A 19,562-nucleotide genomic window follows, 5' to 3' on the forward strand; every position below is an offset into this window, starting at 1 on the left:
ATAGATGATAATGATTATCTTTATCAAAGGAGGCAAAACCTATGTGTGGTATCGTCGGTTGGGTGGATTGGAAAGCCAATTTATCCCGCCCTGAATCTCAACATATTCTAACAAACATGACCCAAACTCTTATCCCGCGTGGTCCTGATGCAGAAGGATATTGGTACTCCTCTGACGCAAGTTTTGGTCATCGCCGTTTAGTCGTCATTGATCCCAAGGGTGGACTCCAGCCAATGCTTCGTAAGCGCGGAGAAAATGAATTTGTCTTAATTTATAATGGAGAACTTTACAACACACCCGAACTGCGCAGAGAACTACTCGCGTGTGGCTATCATTTCGAGGGACATTCTGACACTGAAGTTCTTCTCCTCTCGTATCTTGAATGGGGCCCTGCATGTGTCGAGCGTTTTAATGGAATTTTTGCTTTTGGAATTTGGGATAGTGCAGAACAACAGCTTTTTCTCGCTCGCGATCGCTTAGGCGTTAAACCTCTTTTTTATAAAGAAACGCCCAACGGCCTGCTTTTCGCCTCTGAGCTCAAGGCCTTACTCGCCAATCCTGACGTTGAACCTGAAGTCGATGCTGAAGGATTATCCGAAATCCTCTTTATCGGCCCAGCTCGCACACCAGGTCATGGAGTCTATCGCGGAATTAACGAATTAAAACCGGGTCATACCCTCCGTTTCTCCCGTTCTGGATTGAGAACCATTCCCTATTGGAGTTTACCCAGCGAACCGTCCTCCGATAATTTGGATCAAGCAACAACCCAAGTCCGTGAACTCTTTCTAGATGCAGTCAAGCGCCAGTTAGTTTCGGATGTCCCACTCGGTACACTTCTCTCCGGCGGCTTAGATTCAAGCGCTATTACAGCTATTGCTGCCCAAACTTATGCAGAGCAAGGGAGATCTCCATTACAAACTTTTTCGATCGATTACCTCGAGAATGAGAAATACTTTCAAGCGAATTCTTTTCAACCCAATTCTGATGCACCCTGGATTCAGCGTGTCTCCCAAGAATTTGGAACGAACCATTATGATTTTAAACTTGATACTCCGGAACTGGTTCAAGCCCTACGCCCCTCTACACAAGCACGCGATCTCCCAGGCATGGCTGATGTTGATTCTTCTCTCCAACTTTTTGCAAGTCAAATCAAAAAAGTGGTCACTGTCGGACTTTCAGGAGAATGTGCAGATGAAATATTCGGCGGATACCCCTGGTTCCATCGTCCTGAAACCTTAGCTGCGGAGACCTTTCCTTGGGCAATTCAAGTCCAAAACCGTCTTCAGGTTTTCTCGCCCGAACTTCTCACGCGTCTTAACCCAACAGAATACCTTCGCAACCGCTATCAAGAAGCCCTCACCGAAGTCCCTCATCCGGAAAAATCATTGCAGAGCTCATCAGCCCAAGATGAAAAAACGACACAAGAACGTCGCATTCGTGAAATCAGTTACCTTACGATTACACGGTTCATGCCCACGCTCTTAGATCGGAAGGATCGCATGACGATGTCAGTCGGTTTAGAAGGCCGAGTTCCCTTCTGCGATCATCGCTTAGCCGAGTATGCTTGGAATTTACCTTGGGAGATTAAATCCTTTGAAGGACGGGAAAAAGGAATTCTCCGACGCGCACTTGAAGGCATCTTACCTCATGATGTTCTTTGGCGTAAAAAAAGCCCTTATCCCAAAACACACAATCCCTCATATCTAAAAGTCGTACGTTCCTGGCTCCTAGAAATCCTTGCTGATTCGCAATCCCCCCTTCTTCCTTTGATCAACCGCTCTAACCTAATGTACCTGATCAAAATCTCAGACAATCTACCCTCTGGTCATCCTTGGTTCGGTCAGCTTATGGATATTCCCCAGCTCTTCGCATATCTCATTCAATTAAACCTTTGGCTGGAAAATAACAAAGTTAAACTCAATTACTAACTCAAATAATTAAAAGAGGTACGAATTACATTCGGACCTCTCTGGCTTTTTTATCCTTATTTATGAACCTAATTGGTCAAATTGATTTTTCATCAGTTCGTTCTTCTTTGGAATCAAGTTTGATACTCTGACTATTTTTTTTAATAACCTTGACTCGAGTTATTCGGTAACCCTTAACTTCTAACACGTTGAAACTATAGCCATCAAATTCAACGTGGTCACCTTTGACCGGTGTTCGGCCCAGCCGAGAAAAAACATATCCACCAATCGTTGACACAGATTCGTCTTCCAAGGTAATTCTCAAGAGTTCTGAAACATCATCAAGAAGCACTCGTCCGTTGATCAGGAATTCCCCATCTTGAACTTTGACTATCTCAGAAGTCTGGACTTCCTCAAACTCATCATAAATTTCCCCAACGAGCTCTTCCAATAAGTCTTCAATCGTAACCATTCCAGCAGTTCCGCCAAATTCATCTACAACGACAGCCATATGAGTTCGCTGCAAGCGCATCTTTTGCACAAGATGGGAAATGGGCATTCCTTCTGGAACAACAAGGATTTCACGTTTAACTTGTTTAATGGAGATAATTTCAGGATTATCTGCCAGATTCAATAAATCTCGCATATGCACTAATCCAATGACATTATCTTTGCTCTCTTCACAGAGCGGATAACGCGTATGTCCATGTTTTTTAACGACCGCTGTCGCTTCTTCTAAGGTATCTTCAGTAAAGATGCACACCATATCCTGACGCGGAACCATTACTTCACTGACAATGCGATCTGAAAACTCGAAAACGTTATCTAAAAGTTTTCCTTCCATCTTGTCGAGAATACCATTACGCTGACTCGCATCTACCAACATTCTCAATTCCTCTTCAGAATGCGCCAAATCAGCTTCATTGGCTGGCTCGATCTTTAAGACGCGAAGCGCCAAATTAGAAAGACCATTCAAGGCTTTAATGACAGGATAAAATACCTTGTAGAATACTTTGATCAGTCCAGCTGTCTTTAATGCTGCAACTTCAGCATTTTGAATAGCTAAAGACTTCGGTACTAGTTCACCCAAGACAATATGTAGAAATGTAATGAGAATAAATGCAATTACCGCTGAGACAGAATGGGTTACGACAGAATCCCAGCGCAAATACTGCTCAAAAAAAGGATTCAGCAGCGTTGCAATTGCAGGTTCTCCTAACCAACCTAAACCTAATGATGCGAGCGTAATTCCCAACTGAGTAGCAGACAGATAGGCATCAAGATTTGCAGTGACCTCAAGCGCTACATTAGCTTGACTTGAACCCGAATCTGCCAATTCAGCCAGGCGGGTTTTACGAACTTTAACGAGAGCAAACTCGGAAAGAACAAAGAAACCATTTAAAGCAACGAGTAACAATGCGGCTACTATTTTTAGCACGCTACCTATGACACCTTCGATCGAAACTTCCTCCTTTAATTATGAGAATTTCTGCGGAATACAACTAAGGCGCCAAGAATAAAGCTCTTGGCACCTACAATAAATACATCAATTGGCTTCTCGAGGTAAAGGATCTTCCACAATAATTCTCCCTTATGATCTTCTTTATAAGATAACTATAAATTAACTTCGATCTGACGTCAAGTGACAACTTTAATCGAATACCCGGTCTGTTACTGAAGCTTCAATTAAAGCACATCTATTCTTCTTTGTGCTCGTCCGTTCTCCGGAAAAGACGAAGGACCTCTTCATCCTCTTCTTTACCGATGATTGATAGTAGATTTTGAACAGGATCAGGTATGACTTCAACCGGGTTCAATTCAAAAAGTGATTCTAGACTGAACTCGACAGGCTCAGGGAAGTCCTCAAAATCATCTCCTGAGTTCTCGTTAACAGAAACACCGTTTTCTTCGTCAACGCCTACTGTTCCTTCCTTTAATACCTCATCTGCTACAGCCGTTGCGCTTAACTTTGTTTGCATCAAGTCAGGATGGGCCTGGAAAAACTCACGCAACGCCATTTTAGTGAATTCCGAGCACTTTTCAGCTGGAAGATTCCGCAACTTTTCCCAAAGATCTTCATCCTCAGTATTAAAAAACAAGTGCAAAAAGGATTGCTCAGTGCTCATGGATTGATATCAGCCTTCTTTGTCAAGCTGTTAACCAGATTTGCCGCCATAATTCGGAACCCGGTTGCATTCCCAAACTGCGGATCGTCAATTAAGATTTTGTTTTCTAACTGAAGATGTTCATAGACAAGTTCTCCTACTTTACCCGCAACGAGAACGGTATGAATTTTTCCAAGCATAGGCTTCAGGGTTTTCTTCACTTCACGTGAAATATCCGTTCCAAGTTGAGCCAGCATTTGATTCATGACCGGATTCAAGTTAATCGTTCCATTGTGCCATGGATAGTGCCCTCCGTGGACGCGAAAAACTTTATCTAACTCTTGATCACCTGTTTCGATCGGGTTCTGATGATTAGCACTCATTTCCTTTAACTTTTCAGCAACTCCGGTATAGGCCCATTTTAAGCCTTTTTCAATGCTAAACGAGTTAGGTGGATCCAGCATCACCCCGTCATAGAATGTCGCGACATCTGTCGTCCTAAAACCTGGATCAATTACGATGACATATCCATTAAAAAGCTTCGGGCTGGTCGGCATACCAAACTCATTTAAGGTTTCTTTAATGAAAACGCCATAACTTTGTGGCAGGACTCGAGATCGAATAATCGTTAATTGACGGGTCTCTCCTTTAAAAGGGCCAGATAAAAACTTAACTGACCAAGACCCTTTGAGTTGAGCTTCGTACTTATCCTTGAGCGCAGCATAATATTTAACCGGAACCCCGGTACCTAAATAAATATTAGCTTTTGGGGTTTTCTGTGCTAACGCTAAAGCAACCACAAGGAGGGCTGTGGCTTCTTCATCTGTTGACTTATCCTCATCCCAACAATAATGTGCTTCATTCGGATTAAGACTTTCTGCTAAATTGCCCATAAAATAATGATGTTCTATACCCGTCGAATTGTTCTTTACGACAACATCTAGAGAAGCGATTTGTTCATCCAATTCTGTGCCACGAGTTACAATAGAATTTCCCAATGTCGAAAAGATCCGTTCATTACCTTGACAGATCACCGCTGGAAAAAGCACTTTGCTGTCCCCTGCATCGAGTTTGATCGCTCCAAAACCAGGATCTCCTCCTGCTACGAGTATGTCGTTTTCAAACACCTTGAGTTCCTCCTCATCACGTTTAGAATCATATTCCGACACAATTCATTTAATTTCTATTATATATCATCAAACCATATCTTACCACCCTCAAGGCGTCACCCCTTCCCCGCCGACTCCATAGATTAGAAATGGGTCACCTCACGATCCAAAAAAAGAGGCGGTGAAAGCATGAGTGATAATCCTCTCTACTTACACAATGTATCTGTTCCAATACCCCTGGAAAAAGAAACCTGGCAAGAAAAGACCAAATCTTTATTACGGTATATCGGGCCAGCCTTTATCGTCAGTGTCGCGTACATCGACCCTGGAAATTTTGCGACGAACATAAGCGGCGGTTCAAATTTTAACTACTCTCTCTTATGGGTCATCCTCTGGAGTAACCTGATGGCCATTTTCCTTCAGACTCTATCCGCTAAACTGGGTATCGTCACCGGAATGGATCTTGCAACCCAGTGCGGACGCCAGTTTAGTCGCCCGACTAATATTCTGCTCTGGATCATCACCCTTTTTACTGCAATAGCAACCTACATGGCCGAATTTTTAGGGGCCGCTTTAGGTTTCTACCTTCTCTTCGGGATTCCCTTAATTTGGGCAGGTGCACTATCCATCCTCACAACATTCTTGATTGTCTATCTTCAACGCTTCGGCCAACACGTGGTTGAACGAACAATTGTTATCCTCGTGGCCGTGATCGGAATTTCATACTTTGTCGAAATTTTCCTCGCTAAACCCAACTGGCATGAAGTTGCCATCCATACTTTGATTCCCAGCTTAGGTCCAGACAGTGTTCTAGTCGCCGTGGGAATGCTCGGAGCCACTGTAATGCCTCACGTTATCTTTCTTCACTCTGCACTCGTTCAATCCCGACGAAAAAGTGAGAAACTTAGTGATATCAAAAGGCATTTTCGGATGGAACGCTTTGACATCATCTTTGCAATGAACATCGCCTTTTTGGTCAACGCCGCAATGGTCGTCGTTGCTGCCTCCGTTTTTTATGCAAACGGGCAGCCTGTCGAAACAATTGAAGAAGCACATCGCTCACTCTCCCCTTTACTTGGTAATCTCTCAAGTGGCGCATTTGGATTGGCCTTACTTGCCTCGGGTCTTTCCTCCTCAACGGTTGGCGCAATGGCAGGAGAAAATATGATGAAAGGGTTTATCGGTTTGGATATTCCGGTTAACATTCGTCGAATTATTACGATGATCCCCGCGATGATTCTGCTCTGGATCGGACTCAATCCCATGAAAATCCTAATTCTGAGCCAAGTCACTTTAAGTTTCGCCCTTCCGGCCGCGATTATCCCGCTTCTTGTAATTACAAGTCGAAAATCGGTGATGGGCGAAATGGCGAATAAAAAACTGACCAATGTTATGGGAATCATTATCGTGACGCTCATTGTCTCACTCAATGCTGTTTTGGTCTACCTAACCCTCTTTAACTAAGAAAAGTGTGGGTTACCACACTTTTCTTAGTTAAAGATTATCAGTTAATTTCATTCTAAATTTTTATATTTAAGTTACCTTTTACTTCTTCAAATTGATCTTCTGTTGAGCCGCTAAATAGTCAATAAATTGCCGAGCGGTACGACCTGAACGCGCATTATGCATCATGACCCAGCGGAGGGCTTGCTGGCGAAGTTGCGCTTTTTCGAGTGCTAATCCTTCCTGCACAGCCAATTCTTCCACAATCCGCAAGAATTCCTCCTGGTCTGGTGAGGGGAACGTAATCGTGATCCCGAAACGATCCGCTAACGAAAGTTTTTCATCCATAGTATCACGGACATTAATCTCATCGCCTTGACGCTCGGAGAAGTTTTCACGGATAAGATGGCGACGATTCGAGGTCGCGTAAATAAGAACATTATCAGGACGCTTTTCCAAGCCTCCCTCTAAAACGGTCTTCAACGATTTATAGGCTAACTCCGTTTCCTCAAACGAAAGATCATCGATAAAGAGAATAAACTTTTGAGGTTGAGGCGCGAGAAAACGAATAATCAAAGGAAAGTCGGTTAAATCTTGCTTGGAAAGTTCCACTAATCTTAGCCCCTGATCACAATATTCCTGAAGAAGAGCCTTGACGAGAGATGATTTACCCGTTCCCCTGTTTCCATAAAGAATTACATTGTTGGCTGGGTATCTTGAAAGGAAGAAATTCGTGTTTTCTAAAAGAATGCCCTGTTCTCGCTCTTGGCCGATTAACTGTTCTTTTCGGATTGGATCTGGAGTTACCGTAACGAGAAGTTTAGCATTCCCGTCCCATTTAAAGGCCAATCCTGTTGCCATTAGACCGGAGCCAATTTTTTGATAGAAAGAGGCTAACTCTTGAACCGCCTTTTCGTCATCGTCTGCGCGTAAAACTGCTTTAACTTCATTACGCATTTTTTCTAAAAACTGTCCTGCACGGCTAGGATCCTGATGAATCTCACCTACTTGGGGAGCCCATAAAGGCCATTGTTCCATCCTTCCGAGCCACTCTACCCCTGAGTTAGTTCCCAATTCAGCTTCTATATCCATTCTTCCACAAACCATTCGTTGTAGTTGTTCTGGTTGAAGAGAAGCGATCTTCTGGACTGCCTTTACATCATGAATAACGAGATTTTTAAGTCCGAGATCTAAACTTCCCCACGCTTTAAAACCAGCTTGACGCGAAAAAACATTGTCCGCTTCTAGGACAAGATCCCATAAATATTCCGGCCAATTCTCTTCAGTTGCTAGTGCACAAAATGTATGATAGTTTCGATAAACTTGACCCCAATCAACCTTCTCTTGAGTTAATGAAGTGAATACGTTCTGTAAGCTCTTTACGACTGGATCTTCACGCAGTGATCTATAAATGATTAAACCCTCTAATAGATAAGCGTATTTTTGGGTTTGTGCTGTCCCATTTAAGCATCTATCCTTTAAATCCTCATATTTCAATGTTTCCGATTGTCTCAATTCTCCCCGTTTCATATATATAAACTCCTTCGATTAAAGTGTTGTAGTACAATGCCACCCCACTCTATTTTTTACTAGCTGTATTATATCATAGATTTATGTTTCTTACCTTACTCAATTCACAATTTTCCACGCATGATAAAAAGGGTGAGCTTACTCACCCTCCGGTTCCATTTTGCTTTTCAATTGAGAACATCAATCACAGCTTTAGCCTTCTTCACCATATCAACAAGTGAACCGCGCGTAGAATCCGTTTCATCATCCGCCGTATGCTCTTCACCAAGTCTTGGACTACGAACAGTTATACAAATTCCATCTGGTGAAGCCACTTCCAGCAAGTCTAAAAGATTAATGACAGCTCCTCCTGGAATATTAATGCGTATTAAGCTTCCCGGTAATTTCGTACATTCTTCGCTCATTAAATCTCCCCCTTTATTACCCTTACAGTGAAATATTCCTGGACCAAGTGCTCAATTTCATCTCACTTCTCCGTTCTACTATAGACTATGTTAGATTTGGACAATGGTTACAAGCTCCTGTATCATCTATTAGACCCATATTTTATACTTGACTTTTTCCGAATCTTTGGTAATCTTAAGGTAAATTTAATTGTATTATTCTTAGGTGCCCCTCACGGGGAGAATAGGGAAACCGGTGTTAATCCGGTGCGGACCCACCACTGTAAAGATGAGCCCTCGCTAATCCACTGGCATTTGCTGGGAAGGAGCGTCAGGGTGCTTGAGTCTAAGCCAGGAGACCTGCCTAAGAAGAAAAGTCTTTCCGGGGTATTGGAAAGCGGCGGCGATGACGGAAAAGTCCCGACCACAATAAAAATTGTGGCGGGACTTTATTTTTTACAAAAAATAAAAACTAAATGGAGGAGATTTAAAATGACAACAAAAAGGACGAGTAGGAATTTTCATGGTCTAAACAATAATCTCAAAGAAGCGGACGAACAAGCCCTTGAGTCCGCCTTAAAAGAGCTTACGAGTGGAATTGAAAAGCTCGATCAGGAATCTATCTCAGCCATGCAACAACGCTTAGATGTAAAAATTAAACCTACCAGAAGCCTAGGCGTCTTAGAGGATATTGGCCAACAACTTGCGGGAATCTTCCGCACCTCACAACCGAAAATTGAAGGAAAAGCTGTCCTCCTCATGGGCGGAGATCATGGTGTTGTAACAGAAGGAGTCAGTGCTGCTCCCCAAGAAGTGACTGCTCAAATGTTCTATAGTTACCTCGAAGGAGGTGCAGGTATCAATGTCCTTGCCGAATACGGTGGCGCTAAAGTCATCGCAACTGACATCGGAATTGCTGCCCCCTTAGACCCCCCCGAACTGATGGTCAATCGCGTTAAGAATGGGACCAATAATATAGCTGAAGGCCCTGCTATGACCCGTCAAGAAGCACTACTCGCGCTGCTTACTGGTGCACAGATTGCAGCTAAAACAGTCGACTCTGGCGTCAATCTCTTAGCAACGGGTGAAGTAGGTATCGGCAATACCACTCCGAGTGCTGCCCTAGTCTCAGTCTTTACCGGCCACTCCGTGGAAGAAGTGACCGGGCGCGGCACAGGAGTCAGCGATGAGGCCCTAAAACATAAACAAGATGTCATTAAACGAGCCATCGAAGTCAATCAACCTGACCCCTCTGACCCTATTGATACCCTCTCCAAAATTGGAGGCCTTGAAATTGCCGCCCTAACTGGAGCGATTCTCGAAGCTGCTTATCAACATATCCCCATCATCCTTGATGGCATTATCTCCTCAGCTGCTGCACTTACAGCTGCACAACTTGCCCCCATCTCTGCCCGCTATATGATCTCCTCTCATAACTCAGAAGAACAGGGCCACCGTTTAGCCCTAAAACAACTCGGCCTCCAACCTCGACTTGATTTCCACATGAGACTTGGTGAAGGAACAGGCGCCGCCCTCATGTTTCCAATGGTAGAAGCTGCCCTCAAAATCGCTGATGAAATGGCAACCTTCGAATCAGCTGGCGTCACCACAGGAGACTTTTAATCTAATACTTCGCTTAATAACTGATACAACACAAAAATAATGATAAAGAGCTGACCTCAGAATCAACATTGCTAACGAGGTCAGCTCTCCATCGATAAGTACGCTTTAATAGTTCTAAGTAAAAACCAAGATAAAGGAAAAGACTACTAAGAACAAAAAGCAGGTGAAATAGAAATTTAAAAGAATATTTATACTCATAAAACTTCAAGCACCTCGGCCGGATAGAGGGTGCACTCGGAAGTGGAGATGATAACCCAACCTAAGGAGGCAGAACACTCTAATGTCTAACTTCATACTTATCACCGGCGGAGCACGCAGCGGTAAAAGCACCTTTGCTGAACAACTCGCTGCCCACCCCGGTCGACCCGTTATCTATATTGCTACAGCGCAAGTCTTCGATAAGGAAATGGCATGGCGAGTCCAAAAACACCAACAGCAACGCCCCAGCAACTGGGAACTCATTGAAGAACCGTTCGATATTCCTTCAGTGTTGGAAGGAATCCGCAGTGAAAATGCAGTTATCCTGCTGGATTGCGTGACAATCTGGCTTTCTAATCTCATGCTTAAGTCCTTGAGCTCTTCTTCAGATTCCCATTACCCCGATACCTTAACTCCCGAAGCAGAGGAAAAAATACTCGACCAAGTTCGAAAAGCTGCAACCCTGGCCCAGGAAATAACTCCGCAGGTCATTATGGTAACAAATGAAGTGGGACAAGGAATCGTCCCTGATAATCCGATGTCCCGCTCTTACCGGGATTTAGCAGGACGAGGCAACCAGCTACTTGCTCACAAAGCTGATAAAGTCTTCTGGGTCGTTTCAGGTTACCCCCTTGAAGTTAAACAATCAGGGCAGGAACTTCTAGATTCTTTAAAACCACGACAGGAGCATCATTAATTATGCGTGGATTTATAATTGCTGCAACCTTTTTGACACGCCTCCCTTTCCCCGCACCAACAGACGTCTCCCAAGAAGAATTTACTGCTAGTCAGCGTTATTATCCGATCGTCGGTCTGCTGCTTGGCGTTATTTTGAGCTTAAGTGCTCTCCTTTTGCTAAACTTTTATCCCCCCCTTGTTGTTGCTACTGCCTTGATTATTGAAGAATTAATTTTAACAGGCGGCATTCATATGGATGGCTTCATGGATAGCATGGATGCCCTCTGGTCAGCTCGGACCCCTGAAAAAATGCTTGAAATCATGAAAGACAGCCGAGTTGGATCGTTTGGTGCTTTAAGCGCAAGCGCCCTTCTCCTCCTCAAATTCACACTCGTAGCAGGACTTCTTCAAGAAAGCGTTCCCCTCGTGTCCTTTTCCACTCATTTTGCACCTATTTTAACCCTACTTATCATGCCGATACTATCACGTTGGGTTTTTATGTTTGGAATTCTCTTTTATCCCTATGCTCGCGAAGAAGGACTCGGGCAAGGGTTTCACGAAAGTTCACTTCAAAAGCCCTTATTTTTTACTATAGAAGGCTTAATATGCTTGGCTCTGACCGTTTATCTTTTAGGTTTGGCTGGTTTGATTGGTTTTCTCTTCTCCATTCTCTTTATTTACTACTTTTCAAAGAAAGTCGCACGCCTTTTGGGCGGATTAACCGGAGATCTATACGGGGCCAGCATTGAACTCTCAGAGATACTTTTTTTAATCGGCGTAATCCCCTTCTTTAGGTAAACCTAGATCTAATATTTCAGCTATCTAAGTTCAAAATAATGAGTAAAGAAGCCGTTATCTTGAGCTCCTCAACAATGAGGAACTTCAAAATAACGGCTTCTTTTAATGAAAAACGATCTGCCCTTTGCCCATATTTTTTCCAATATAAAGACGTTGATCTGCCAGACGGTACAATTCTTCGTAATTCCGCCCTTCCGCAGGAAATTCAACGACACCAATACTTACGTCAAGCCCAAACTGTTTAAGACCAAGGTTTCCTTTCATTCGTTCAATAACCTTCCGGGCTTCCGGTGAGAAGTGCAAATCCGTCAAAACAACCGTAAATTCATCTCCTCCAGTCCTAGAAACAATATCAGATTCTCGAACAGAAGCACACAGATTTTGAGCTAACGTCTTTAAGGCCAAATCTCCTGCAGGGTGACCTTGGGTATCATTGAGACGCTTAAAGAAATCAAGATCAAGAATCAAAAGCAAGAAAGAAGATTGGCGGCGAAGTGTTCCTGCCATTTCCTCACGAATCCGATGATCAAACCCTTGACGGTTCAATATTCCAGTAAGTCGATCCGTAGAGGCTAGATGGGATAACTCATCGCGCTGGCGAATCGCATCTAAGGCAACTCCAACATCTCGAACATAAGCTGATACAATCTCCTGACGTTGTTCTGTCACCCATTCTAAATCATCCATTAACCAAAGTTCACCCATAAGCCCGCTATGGTTGACAATCGGTTGGATAAGAATCTTACGCCAGTGCTCAGGATTATCCCCAACCTCCAAGAAATGTGACACCGCATGTGGATTGGTAAAACGATCATACTTATCTCGTTCCATTTGTTTCCATACCCAATCTTTCCATGCCCATTCTGCTTGTTTCAACCGCCCAAAGGGAGCACGAATTATCCATTCTCCCTGTTCATATAGGAAGAAAAAACCCCCCGGAAGAAAGAGGATTTCCATTGCCATTTCACCGGCTTCTGTGAGAAGTTGCTCCTCTGTATCGGCTTGGACAAGAATTTCCGTGCCTCGCAGCAGTAAGGTCAAAGCCTGTTCTCGTTCTAAAGCCGCCATTCTCAGCTGTTGTTCATAGACAAAGGAAGAGACGAACGGAACAATTTGCCGTAACCAGTAAATATTTTCATTGTCAATATTCTCTCGTTCTTGGGTAAAAAGAACGATCTGTCCCAATGTTTGACCAAAATGGTTAAGCGGTATACTCACAAGTGTTACAAGTCCAAACTCTTTAAGAGGCTTAACCCAAGCTTCGTTAAGCTGATCAAGATTATACCGAATAAGTTGATGCTGCTCATTTTTTTCCGTCTTAGAGAAATGATTAACCCAATCCAATCCAAATTCAGGAGGGAGCTTGTTTTCCACATAGGATCGTAGTTCTTCACTAGAGGTACTGACGGAAACCACTCCATATTCTCCCTCTGTCCAAAGCCATACCCCAACCATCGAAACTTGGAAAAGATCTAAAACCCGACGCGTCACAATCTTTAAAGCCGCAAACTGGTCTTCCTCACGGGCCATATCCTGCGCAAGATTTAAAACATCGTTAGCCCGTATTTTATCGTGAAACTCTGTTATAGAGAAACAGGCACCTTGGACTTCAGCAGATTCATCTAATAACGGAACCCCAACAATTAGACCCCGTTTCTCACTGTCCGCCCGCCAACCCTGCTTTTTTATGACTACTCTGTCTTTTTTGTAAAGAATTTCTTTAAACCAGGGAAGTTCTTCCGTTGACATCCCTTGAAATATTCCAGTTTCAATAAATGCACCTGGACTTGTATAGAGTACTTTCTTACGGTTTGTAACAATCCATTCATGCTCTTTTTCGCATATAGCAGATAAAAGGTGCTGAAGTATCGGCATATATTCTTGGATTTTTTGTTCGAACACAGATTCCACACCCTTACGTTCTCCACACTTCTCCCAATATTTTATCATAAAAAACTCACTACAGGGAATTGATTAAAAACTTATTCTTTTCACACTCCGTTGTACATTGAATTGAGATCAGCTATACTTTTGCTAAAGTATGTGTAGGGGAGAAAATTAACGATGTTTACACCGCAGAAAAAAGCGTCTTTTTTAACTCTTATTCTCTCGATGATCTTAATCCTTTTTCTTTATCCCAAACTCCAGCATCCTCAGGATCTCCAAAACCTAATTCTACAACTCGGTTGGAAAGGAATTATGCTTGATCTTCTTGTATTATCTGTGCAAATGCTTTTTCCCTTCATTCCTTTTGCCCTTCTTGCAGGGATGAATACCCTCCTCTTCGGGTGGAAGATAGGTTTTGCTCTTTCTCTAATGGGAAGTCTTCTTGGTTCGATGCTCGGCTTTGGACTTTCCCGCACACTTGGACAAGAATGGGCTCGACCCAAATTAGCCAAGCTTGGGAAATGGGCCAAACTTTCAGAGGATAAAAATTTCTACTTGATTGTTCTCGCACGCCTCATTCCTGTACTCCCTGCAGCAGCTGTTAATTACGCTGCGGGTCTTTCACCGATAAAATTTTCCTCTTTTTTTTGGGCGACCTTATTAGGTAAAATTCCTATGATTGCCTGGGAATCTTGGGTCGGACATGATTTTTGGAACATCTTAAATCATCCCTGGCGCTTCGCTCTCGCCCTTCTCATTGGCGCACTGGGTATCAGTTGCGCTTGGTATGGTTGGAAACAATTAGACCAACGTGATAACAAAGCTTAACACAACAAAAAGGTCAGGCGTCCTATGTAAGACGGCTGACCTTTTTATTGTTGATTTCATCAATAACTTAATGCTAACTTAATGCTCATCTCCGCGAGCAATCTTTGTAATTTCCAGTGCATCTTCTTGATAAATATTAGAGAGTACCCATTGATCGTGCTCCCAACTAAATTCCCAGAATTCAGTAAAATAAAGGCGATTATCATCTTCTCCCGCGATAATCTTGCCTGAAGTATCCACTGTGTAATCAAATAAACTCGCCGAAATCATCGTAACAAAATGTTGTGCTGTATCATCCAGATGACTATGAATGAACTCAATATCACCTGCATTAAGCACTGGCTCTTTGATCACATTTCGTTCTCCCCGATTGCGCATATTCGCAAGATCTGTCTGATATTTCTGCAGAATTGTCGAACTTAAATAGACCTCGCCTCCACTCAGATCCTGCCGAGTCCAAGCGTCTTGTAGCCAAAAATAGACCTGTCTAACCCGTCCGACCAGAAAGTCTCGATCCCAGCGGGGGAAGGTTTCTGAGTAGTAACGCATGTTTTCTCGGGTAAACTGAATAGCCTTACCAAAACGCTGGAGATTATTCTCATTCGTAATCGGCCGTCCTGTTACATCCACAGGGGTTAGGGGCGAAGGATTACTCTCCCACTCTTGCGGAGATTGGGGTGAATATGGGTCACCGAAACCCTTGCCCCTGCCCTTCCGTTTTCCCCAAGGACGTATTGAAGAACGTAAGGCTTTAATAATCAGAAAAGCAATAATCAACATAAATATTAGGCTGAAAAAGCCGCCAAAGAGAGATCCCCCCCCGCCTAATCCAAAGAAAGACGGGCCCCAGAAAAACGGAAAAAAGGAGAATCCACCTAACCCACTACTAGGAATTCCACCTGAGAACGAACCACTGCTAAAGCTACGGCCAGCGCTTCCGCCCAAACTTCCACCTAAGCTGCCACCTTTCCCCCCGCCAGCGCGAGCCAAGGCCACTGTGGCCTGGCTCGCGAAGATCATGAGGGTCATGATGGTAATATTAAATCTTTTCGTCCACCTCTTCATGATCAAACACCTACTTTAATCTTTCACTTTTTTCTATTCTTCCTTTTTTAACTGTGCTTTTAATTTCGCTAATTCATCCTCAACTTCTGAATCAGCTTGACCCTTTTTCAACTCAGCGAATTGATCATCTAAAGAATTTCCGGTGCTCATCATTGTTTTAGAAGCTTTAGCTTCAGCTTCCATCCGTTCTACACGATCCTCCATCCGATCGATATTCCCCATAGGATCCATTTTCGACATACCGGATATCGTATCATTGGCCTTTTTCATTGTTTCGGCACGTCGTTGGCGCATCACAAGATTATTTCGTTCCGATTTAGCCTTCTCTAATTTTTCAGTTAAGATACGTAGATTTTCTTTTAAATCTTCAACAGCAGTGGTCTGATCGGCCAACTGGGTTTGAAAATCTGTTACGCTTGTCTCCGCTTGTTTTTTCAGAGTTAACGCTGTACGTGCTAAATCATCTTTGCCCTGCTGAACAGCTAAACCGGCTTGCTCTGTCCGTTGAGCAATTTCCTTGCTCAGAGTCACGATGCGCTCTTCAAGTTGAATTTTGTCCGCTACTGCGCGATTCACTTGAATTTGGAAATTTCGAACTTCATCAGTCGCTTGCTCGATATAGAGGTTTAACATTTTTTCTGGATTTTCTGACTTATTCACCAAATCCATAACATTAGCCTGCACCAAATCTTTAACGCGAGTAAATAAACCCATTTTAATTTCTCCCTTCAATTCTACCTTATTTATATATTTAACATATGACTAGATATAACTATAACTTTACACATTATGATCTGCTTTAACCCTTAATCTTCATTCTACCCCCATTCAATATAATCCTCTAATTTTAATATAAAAGGAATTTGAGCTTTTAGCAGGTTAGAAGTCGAGCCGTTTACTTTTAGTATAACAAAGAGGTTAGACGAAATCATGAAATAAAAATGAACTTTCCATGAATTATAATCCCATGAATTTGAATCTTTTTGCCTCTGTTCACCACCTTAATAAAAAAATAAAGACCTTACCCCCTGCTGTGGGTAAGGTCTTGCAATTTCGTAAACGTTGATAGCACCGAGTCCACATCGGACTGATTGACGACACTATCGACGGCATTTCTGCCGCTCGCTACTCCCCTTACTTATGCGTTTTTCCACTTCAATTAGAACCAGAAAAACTATATTTATATAATATGCGAAAGAGAGATTAAAGTCAAACCAGATTCCGATCTAATTTCCAGTTCTACGTTCTCTCTTTAAACGGCTTTAGCCTAATCTTCTCCTGCACAGTCAAGCAATCTCGTTCTCTCTTCTTTTTTCCAACTCATTCTAAATTATCGCTTAGACCAACGTGTTTGGGCCAGAGCTAAAGCTACCTCTTCTTCACCATCCCTTTCCAGAATCTGATGAACATAATGCGCCTCCTGGTCCACTCTCTGCTGTTCTTCTGTTACCGATTGGATCATTTGACCATAAGTACTTTCTTTCTTATAGACAACCTCAAGTGAAGAAATTCGATATGTTCGATACACTTCTTCAGGAATCGTCTCCAACACCCACTCAATATATTTAGCATTATTAACATGATCATTAGTATCTATGTCACTTCGCCGGATCATAAATTTACTCCGTTTCTTTTCTCTTGTTTGACTCATCTTTAATTCTGGGAAAGGAAAAGAAAGGGCTTTGTCCGGGAAAATGTGATAAGCATCACTAACCTCCTGTGGTATACGAGTCGGTCGCCTTTTCTCTAAATTCAGGAAAATCCATAAGGAACTCGCCCGGGCAATCACCTTATCTTGAGAATTTAGGACTAAAAATTCGCGGTCACCATAGAAACGTTGAAAATGTGAAGGCCAGGTCTGAATTTTAACTTTCTCTCCGTAATGAGGATACTGATCCATTTCAATCTGCCACTGACTTAAAACCCAACCATACCCCTTCTCTTTCAGACGGGTTACCCCATACCCTACTGCTTCAGAGTGAGCAATGGCTGTCTCTTCTAGAAAGTTGAGGAGTGCCAGCGGTGTTAGTTCTTGATAAAAATCAACCTCATAGTAATGGACTTCAAATTCTTTTTGAAACTTCTTCACTTATTTTTCCATCCTCTCTCGTTAGCCACCAGACATTAACTATTCTCCAGCCGAAGAGTATACTCCCCACCGTATAAAAAGAACCGCCCGCTACCCGAGCGAGTAAATACGGACTTATCAACCCCTGAACTTGCGTAAAATCCATCCCTAAGTACCGCCATAGATAACTTTGTAAAAATCCCGCTACAAGAAGGCTTGAACTCATGGTTATAACTCCCAGATTCAAAAAGAGAACACCGGCAACAGCCCAAATATAGCTCTTTCGGGAAAGGACTGTGCCACGACTTAGAATAGCGTGAGATCCCGCTAAAACTAGAAAACCCATGACTCCAAATAATGCCAAATGGGCATGTCCAGACGTGATATAGGTTCCATGCGTATAAAGATTAACCCACGGTATCGTCATTAACATTCCGAGCATCGAAGCACCCGTCAGGTGATAAAGCAAACTACTCAAAATCATCCATAAGGTAAGCTTTTCCACTCGTTTCAGTGGACGATGTCTCTTCAATCCTTTATACGTTAAATGAGCAAGTAAGATCACAGGGATCATTTGAATTAGGCTGAAAACTACGCCAATAATTAACCAAATTGCTGGATATCCAATCCAATAATAATGATGTCCTGTACCAAACAGACCCCCGCTAACCGCCAAACTCGCTTCGAGATAAAGCCATTTCTCCATATCTTTCTTTTCAACTAACCCTGATGCAATAAAAAAGGATGCAATAAAGCCGCTGGTTATCAACTCAAAGGCCATTTCCTCCCAAAGATGGACGACCCAATACTTTACTGCTTCATCAACTATCGGATTAGTATAGTTGAGCACATTCGGGATTAATAAAAGGCCAAGAAAAACCATTCCTCCCGTCATAATCGCGGACGCCGGAGTTATATGCTGCTTAGATTTTTTCAACGTTTGGATCAGATTATAAGCACACAGCAGAATGGCTAAAGAAATTCCAGCATAGAACATCGGCAGACCATCAAGAAACTCCCGACCATTTCCGATGCGGAAGGTCAACGTCCCCAACAATCCTGCCGTCGACAATACAACAATCCAAAATTGCCAACGGACAATTTTAAGTGAATATAAATCAGCCTTCAGTTCATCGACGGTAAAGAAATATACCATTCCCATCGCGCCGATTAAGGGCCAGCAGGTTGCCAATCCAAGATGAACAGAACGGCCATATTCATAAGGAACCGGAGAGGGTAAATCAGGTACCACGAGTGAAGTTGCTCCTAAAATGGCCACAAATCCCTGTACGACAAATAATGCACACGCCAAAAATGCGAATCGTCGGGAGAGCGCTTGCCCACCTCGCTTTTTCCCATTTTCCTTTTCGACACGGGCCTTCTGATCTTCATCATTTTGACGTGTTTTCTTTAGGATTTTAGAAATGATAAACCCTAGAACCGTCTGATTTAGTTTCATGATTCCTTTTCCGCCTTTTGGGGCTGCGGGGGCCAACCTAGAGTTGGGATCTTATCAAGATACTCGAAGTATTCAACGATTTGCGTTGCCTCTGAACCGGATAGACCCGGGTGATGTAGTTTCCTATTAGGGAGCATCACTGGAGGTTTTACTAAATAATTAAGTACGTATTCACTCCCGCGTTGAGCGACGATATGGGTCATATCTGCCCCCACATAACCTCCGTTGCCAAAAATGGTATGGCAACTGACACACTCATGTCTTTGCCACACCTGCTTTCCAGAGATTGCGCCTTCACTCATGGGGACCGCTAGATGTGAAGAAAAGTAATTCGCTCCAATAAAGGTTCCGTAGGAAACCAGGCTAATCAATATAAATACTCTCAGCTTCACTGCGCCTCATCTCACTCCGTTTTCAGCTCGATCCAATTAGTTCTTAGTATGCGCAGTTTCACTGAATCTATAATCATTAACGACTAAGC

The 19,562-nt window shown here is 43.0% G+C and carries 17 protein-coding genes and 1 riboswitch; of the genes, 6 read left to right on the forward strand and 11 right to left on the reverse strand.

Annotation, left to right across the window (positions count from 1 at the left end; all coding sequences use genetic code 11):
* Window positions 1–41 precede the first annotated feature (41 nt).
* Window positions 42–1,928 (forward strand): asparagine synthase (glutamine-hydrolyzing), encoded by a 1,887-nt coding sequence (gene asnB / locus DESME_RS08295; protein ID WP_006718640.1) that lies wholly within the window; start codon window positions 42–44, stop codon window positions 1,926–1,928.
* Window positions 1,929–2,004: 76 nt separating this feature from the next.
* On the opposite strand, the gene DESME_RS08300 is transcribed toward asnB, so the two are convergent.
* The 3 genes from DESME_RS08300 to DESME_RS08310 form a co-directional block, all read right to left on the reverse strand.
* The gene (locus tag DESME_RS08300; protein ID WP_025248731.1) at window positions 2,005–3,336 is read right to left on the reverse strand and encodes a hemolysin family protein; all 1,332 of its coding nucleotides are present in this window, start codon (window positions 3,334–3,336) and stop codon (window positions 2,005–2,007) included.
* A 268-nt stretch (window positions 3,337–3,604) separates the two neighbouring features.
* Window positions 3,605–4,033: a hypothetical protein gene (locus tag DESME_RS08305; protein ID WP_006718634.1), complete on the reverse strand. Its 429-nt coding sequence runs from the start codon at window positions 4,031–4,033 to the stop codon at window positions 3,605–3,607.
* Window positions 4,030–5,139 carry a ParM/StbA family protein gene (locus tag DESME_RS08310; protein WP_006718632.1) on the reverse strand — a complete coding sequence of 370 codons (1,110 nt, stop codon included), beginning with the start codon at window positions 5,137–5,139 and terminating at the stop codon, window positions 4,030–4,032. The genes DESME_RS08305 and DESME_RS08310 overlap by 4 nt, the downstream gene beginning before the upstream one ends.
* Window positions 5,140–5,310: 171 nt before the next feature.
* Between DESME_RS08310 and DESME_RS08315 the strand changes: the two genes are divergently transcribed.
* Window positions 5,311–6,585 carry an Nramp family divalent metal transporter gene (locus DESME_RS08315; RefSeq protein WP_006718630.1) on the forward strand — a complete coding sequence of 425 codons (1,275 nt, stop codon included), beginning with the start codon at window positions 5,311–5,313 and terminating at the stop codon, window positions 6,583–6,585.
* An 81-nt stretch (window positions 6,586–6,666) separates the two neighbouring features.
* On the opposite strand, the gene DESME_RS08320 is transcribed toward DESME_RS08315, so the two are convergent.
* Window positions 6,667–8,094 carry an ATP-binding protein gene (locus DESME_RS08320; protein WP_006718627.1) on the reverse strand — a complete coding sequence of 476 codons (1,428 nt, stop codon included), beginning with the start codon at window positions 8,092–8,094 and terminating at the stop codon, window positions 6,667–6,669.
* A 167-nt stretch (window positions 8,095–8,261) separates the two neighbouring features.
* On the reverse strand, window positions 8,262–8,498 hold the full coding sequence (locus tag DESME_RS08325; protein WP_006718626.1) for a hypothetical protein: 237 nt from the start codon (window positions 8,496–8,498) through the stop codon (window positions 8,262–8,264).
* A gap of 186 nt (window positions 8,499–8,684) precedes the next feature.
* A riboswitch (cobalamin riboswitch) is annotated at window positions 8,685–8,859 on the forward strand.
* Between the two features lie 110 nt (window positions 8,860–8,969).
* Here DESME_RS08325 and cobT point away from each other — a divergent pair.
* The 3 genes from cobT to cobS all read left to right on the forward strand — a co-directional run bounded on the left by cobT (window position 8,970) and on the right by cobS (window position 11,774).
* Window positions 8,970–10,100 (forward strand): nicotinate-nucleotide--dimethylbenzimidazole phosphoribosyltransferase, encoded by a 1,131-nt coding sequence (gene cobT / locus DESME_RS08330; RefSeq protein WP_041484173.1) that lies wholly within the window; start codon window positions 8,970–8,972, stop codon window positions 10,098–10,100.
* 280 nt (window positions 10,101–10,380) lie between these two features.
* On the forward strand, window positions 10,381–10,995 hold the full coding sequence (gene cobU, locus DESME_RS08335) for a bifunctional adenosylcobinamide kinase/adenosylcobinamide-phosphate guanylyltransferase (RefSeq protein ID WP_006718622.1): 615 nt from the start codon (window positions 10,381–10,383) through the stop codon (window positions 10,993–10,995).
* Between the two features lie 2 nt (window positions 10,996–10,997).
* Window positions 10,998–11,774, forward strand: a complete 777-nt coding sequence (gene cobS, locus DESME_RS08340; protein WP_006718620.1) for an adenosylcobinamide-GDP ribazoletransferase — start codon at window positions 10,998–11,000, stop codon at window positions 11,772–11,774.
* Between the two features lie 102 nt (window positions 11,775–11,876).
* On the opposite strand, the gene DESME_RS08345 is transcribed toward cobS, so the two are convergent.
* Complete coding sequence (locus DESME_RS08345; RefSeq protein ID WP_006718617.1) at window positions 11,877–13,724, reverse strand: sensor domain-containing diguanylate cyclase; 1,848 nt, start codon at window positions 13,722–13,724, stop codon at window positions 11,877–11,879.
* Window positions 13,725–13,838: 114 nt separating this feature from the next.
* On the opposite strand from DESME_RS08345, the gene DESME_RS08350 reads away from it, so the two are divergent.
* Window positions 13,839–14,489, forward strand: a complete 651-nt coding sequence (locus DESME_RS08350) for a TVP38/TMEM64 family protein (protein ID WP_006718614.1) — start codon at window positions 13,839–13,841, stop codon at window positions 14,487–14,489.
* A gap of 78 nt (window positions 14,490–14,567) precedes the next feature.
* Here the strand turns inward: DESME_RS08350 and DESME_RS08355 are convergent, their stop codons facing one another.
* From DESME_RS08355 to DESME_RS08375, 5 genes are all read right to left on the reverse strand, one after another.
* A complete protein-coding gene (locus tag DESME_RS08355) occupies window positions 14,568–15,554 on the reverse strand; it encodes a TIM44-like domain-containing protein (protein ID WP_006718613.1) in 987 nt (328 codons plus the stop codon).
* A gap of 33 nt (window positions 15,555–15,587) precedes the next feature.
* Window positions 15,588–16,268, reverse strand: a complete 681-nt coding sequence (locus DESME_RS08360) for a PspA/IM30 family protein (RefSeq protein ID WP_006718610.1) — start codon at window positions 16,266–16,268, stop codon at window positions 15,588–15,590.
* Window positions 16,269–16,884: 616 nt separating this feature from the next.
* On the reverse strand, window positions 16,885–17,643 hold the full coding sequence (locus DESME_RS08365; protein WP_006718608.1) for an acyl-[acyl-carrier-protein] thioesterase: 759 nt from the start codon (window positions 17,641–17,643) through the stop codon (window positions 16,885–16,887).
* On the reverse strand, window positions 17,618–19,081 hold the full coding sequence (locus DESME_RS08370; RefSeq protein WP_006718606.1) for a cbb3-type cytochrome c oxidase subunit I: 1,464 nt from the start codon (window positions 19,079–19,081) through the stop codon (window positions 17,618–17,620). The genes DESME_RS08365 and DESME_RS08370 overlap by 26 nt, the downstream gene beginning before the upstream one ends.
* On the reverse strand, window positions 19,078–19,383 hold the full coding sequence (locus DESME_RS08375) for a cytochrome c (protein WP_242837395.1): 306 nt from the start codon (window positions 19,381–19,383) through the stop codon (window positions 19,078–19,080). Before DESME_RS08375 ends, DESME_RS08370 begins: the two co-directional genes overlap by 4 nt.
* Window positions 19,384–19,562: the final 179 nt, after the last annotated feature.

Source organism: Desulfitobacterium metallireducens DSM 15288, from assembly GCF_000231405.2.
GTDB classification, from domain to species: Bacteria; Bacillota; Desulfitobacteriia; order Desulfitobacteriales; family Desulfitobacteriaceae; genus Desulfitobacterium_A; species Desulfitobacterium_A metallireducens.

Coding starts and splice junctions, on each gene's coding strand:
- asnB (WP_006718640.1), top strand. CDS start 42: ATGTGTGGTATCGTCGGTTGGGTGGATTGGAAAGCCAATTTATCCCGC.
- DESME_RS08345 (WP_006718617.1), bottom strand. CDS start 13,724: ATGATAAAATATTGGGAGAAGTGTGGAGAACGTAAGGGTGTGGAATCT.
- cobU (WP_006718622.1), top strand. CDS start 10,381: ATGTCTAACTTCATACTTATCACCGGCGGAGCACGCAGCGGTAAAAGC.
- DESME_RS08320 (WP_006718627.1), bottom strand. CDS start 8,094: ATGAAACGGGGAGAATTGAGACAATCGGAAACATTGAAATATGAGGAT.
- DESME_RS08350 (WP_006718614.1), top strand. CDS start 13,839: ATGTTTACACCGCAGAAAAAAGCGTCTTTTTTAACTCTTATTCTCTCG.
- cobS (WP_006718620.1), top strand. CDS start 10,998: ATGCGTGGATTTATAATTGCTGCAACCTTTTTGACACGCCTCCCTTTC.
- DESME_RS08360 (WP_006718610.1), bottom strand. CDS start 16,268: ATGGGTTTATTTACTCGCGTTAAAGATTTGGTGCAGGCTAATGTTATG.
- DESME_RS08305 (WP_006718634.1), bottom strand. CDS start 4,033: ATGAGCACTGAGCAATCCTTTTTGCACTTGTTTTTTAATACTGAGGAT.
- DESME_RS08355 (WP_006718613.1), bottom strand. CDS start 15,554: ATGAAGAGGTGGACGAAAAGATTTAATATTACCATCATGACCCTCATG.
- DESME_RS08375 (WP_242837395.1), bottom strand. CDS start 19,383: ATGAGTGAAGGCGCAATCTCTGGAAAGCAGGTGTGGCAAAGACATGAG.
- DESME_RS08315 (WP_006718630.1), top strand. CDS start 5,311: ATGAGTGATAATCCTCTCTACTTACACAATGTATCTGTTCCAATACCC.
- cobT (WP_041484173.1), top strand. CDS start 8,970: ATGACAACAAAAAGGACGAGTAGGAATTTTCATGGTCTAAACAATAAT.
- DESME_RS08325 (WP_006718626.1), bottom strand. CDS start 8,498: ATGAGCGAAGAATGTACGAAATTACCGGGAAGCTTAATACGCATTAAT.
- DESME_RS08370 (WP_006718606.1), bottom strand. CDS start 19,081: ATGAAACTAAATCAGACGGTTCTAGGGTTTATCATTTCTAAAATCCTA.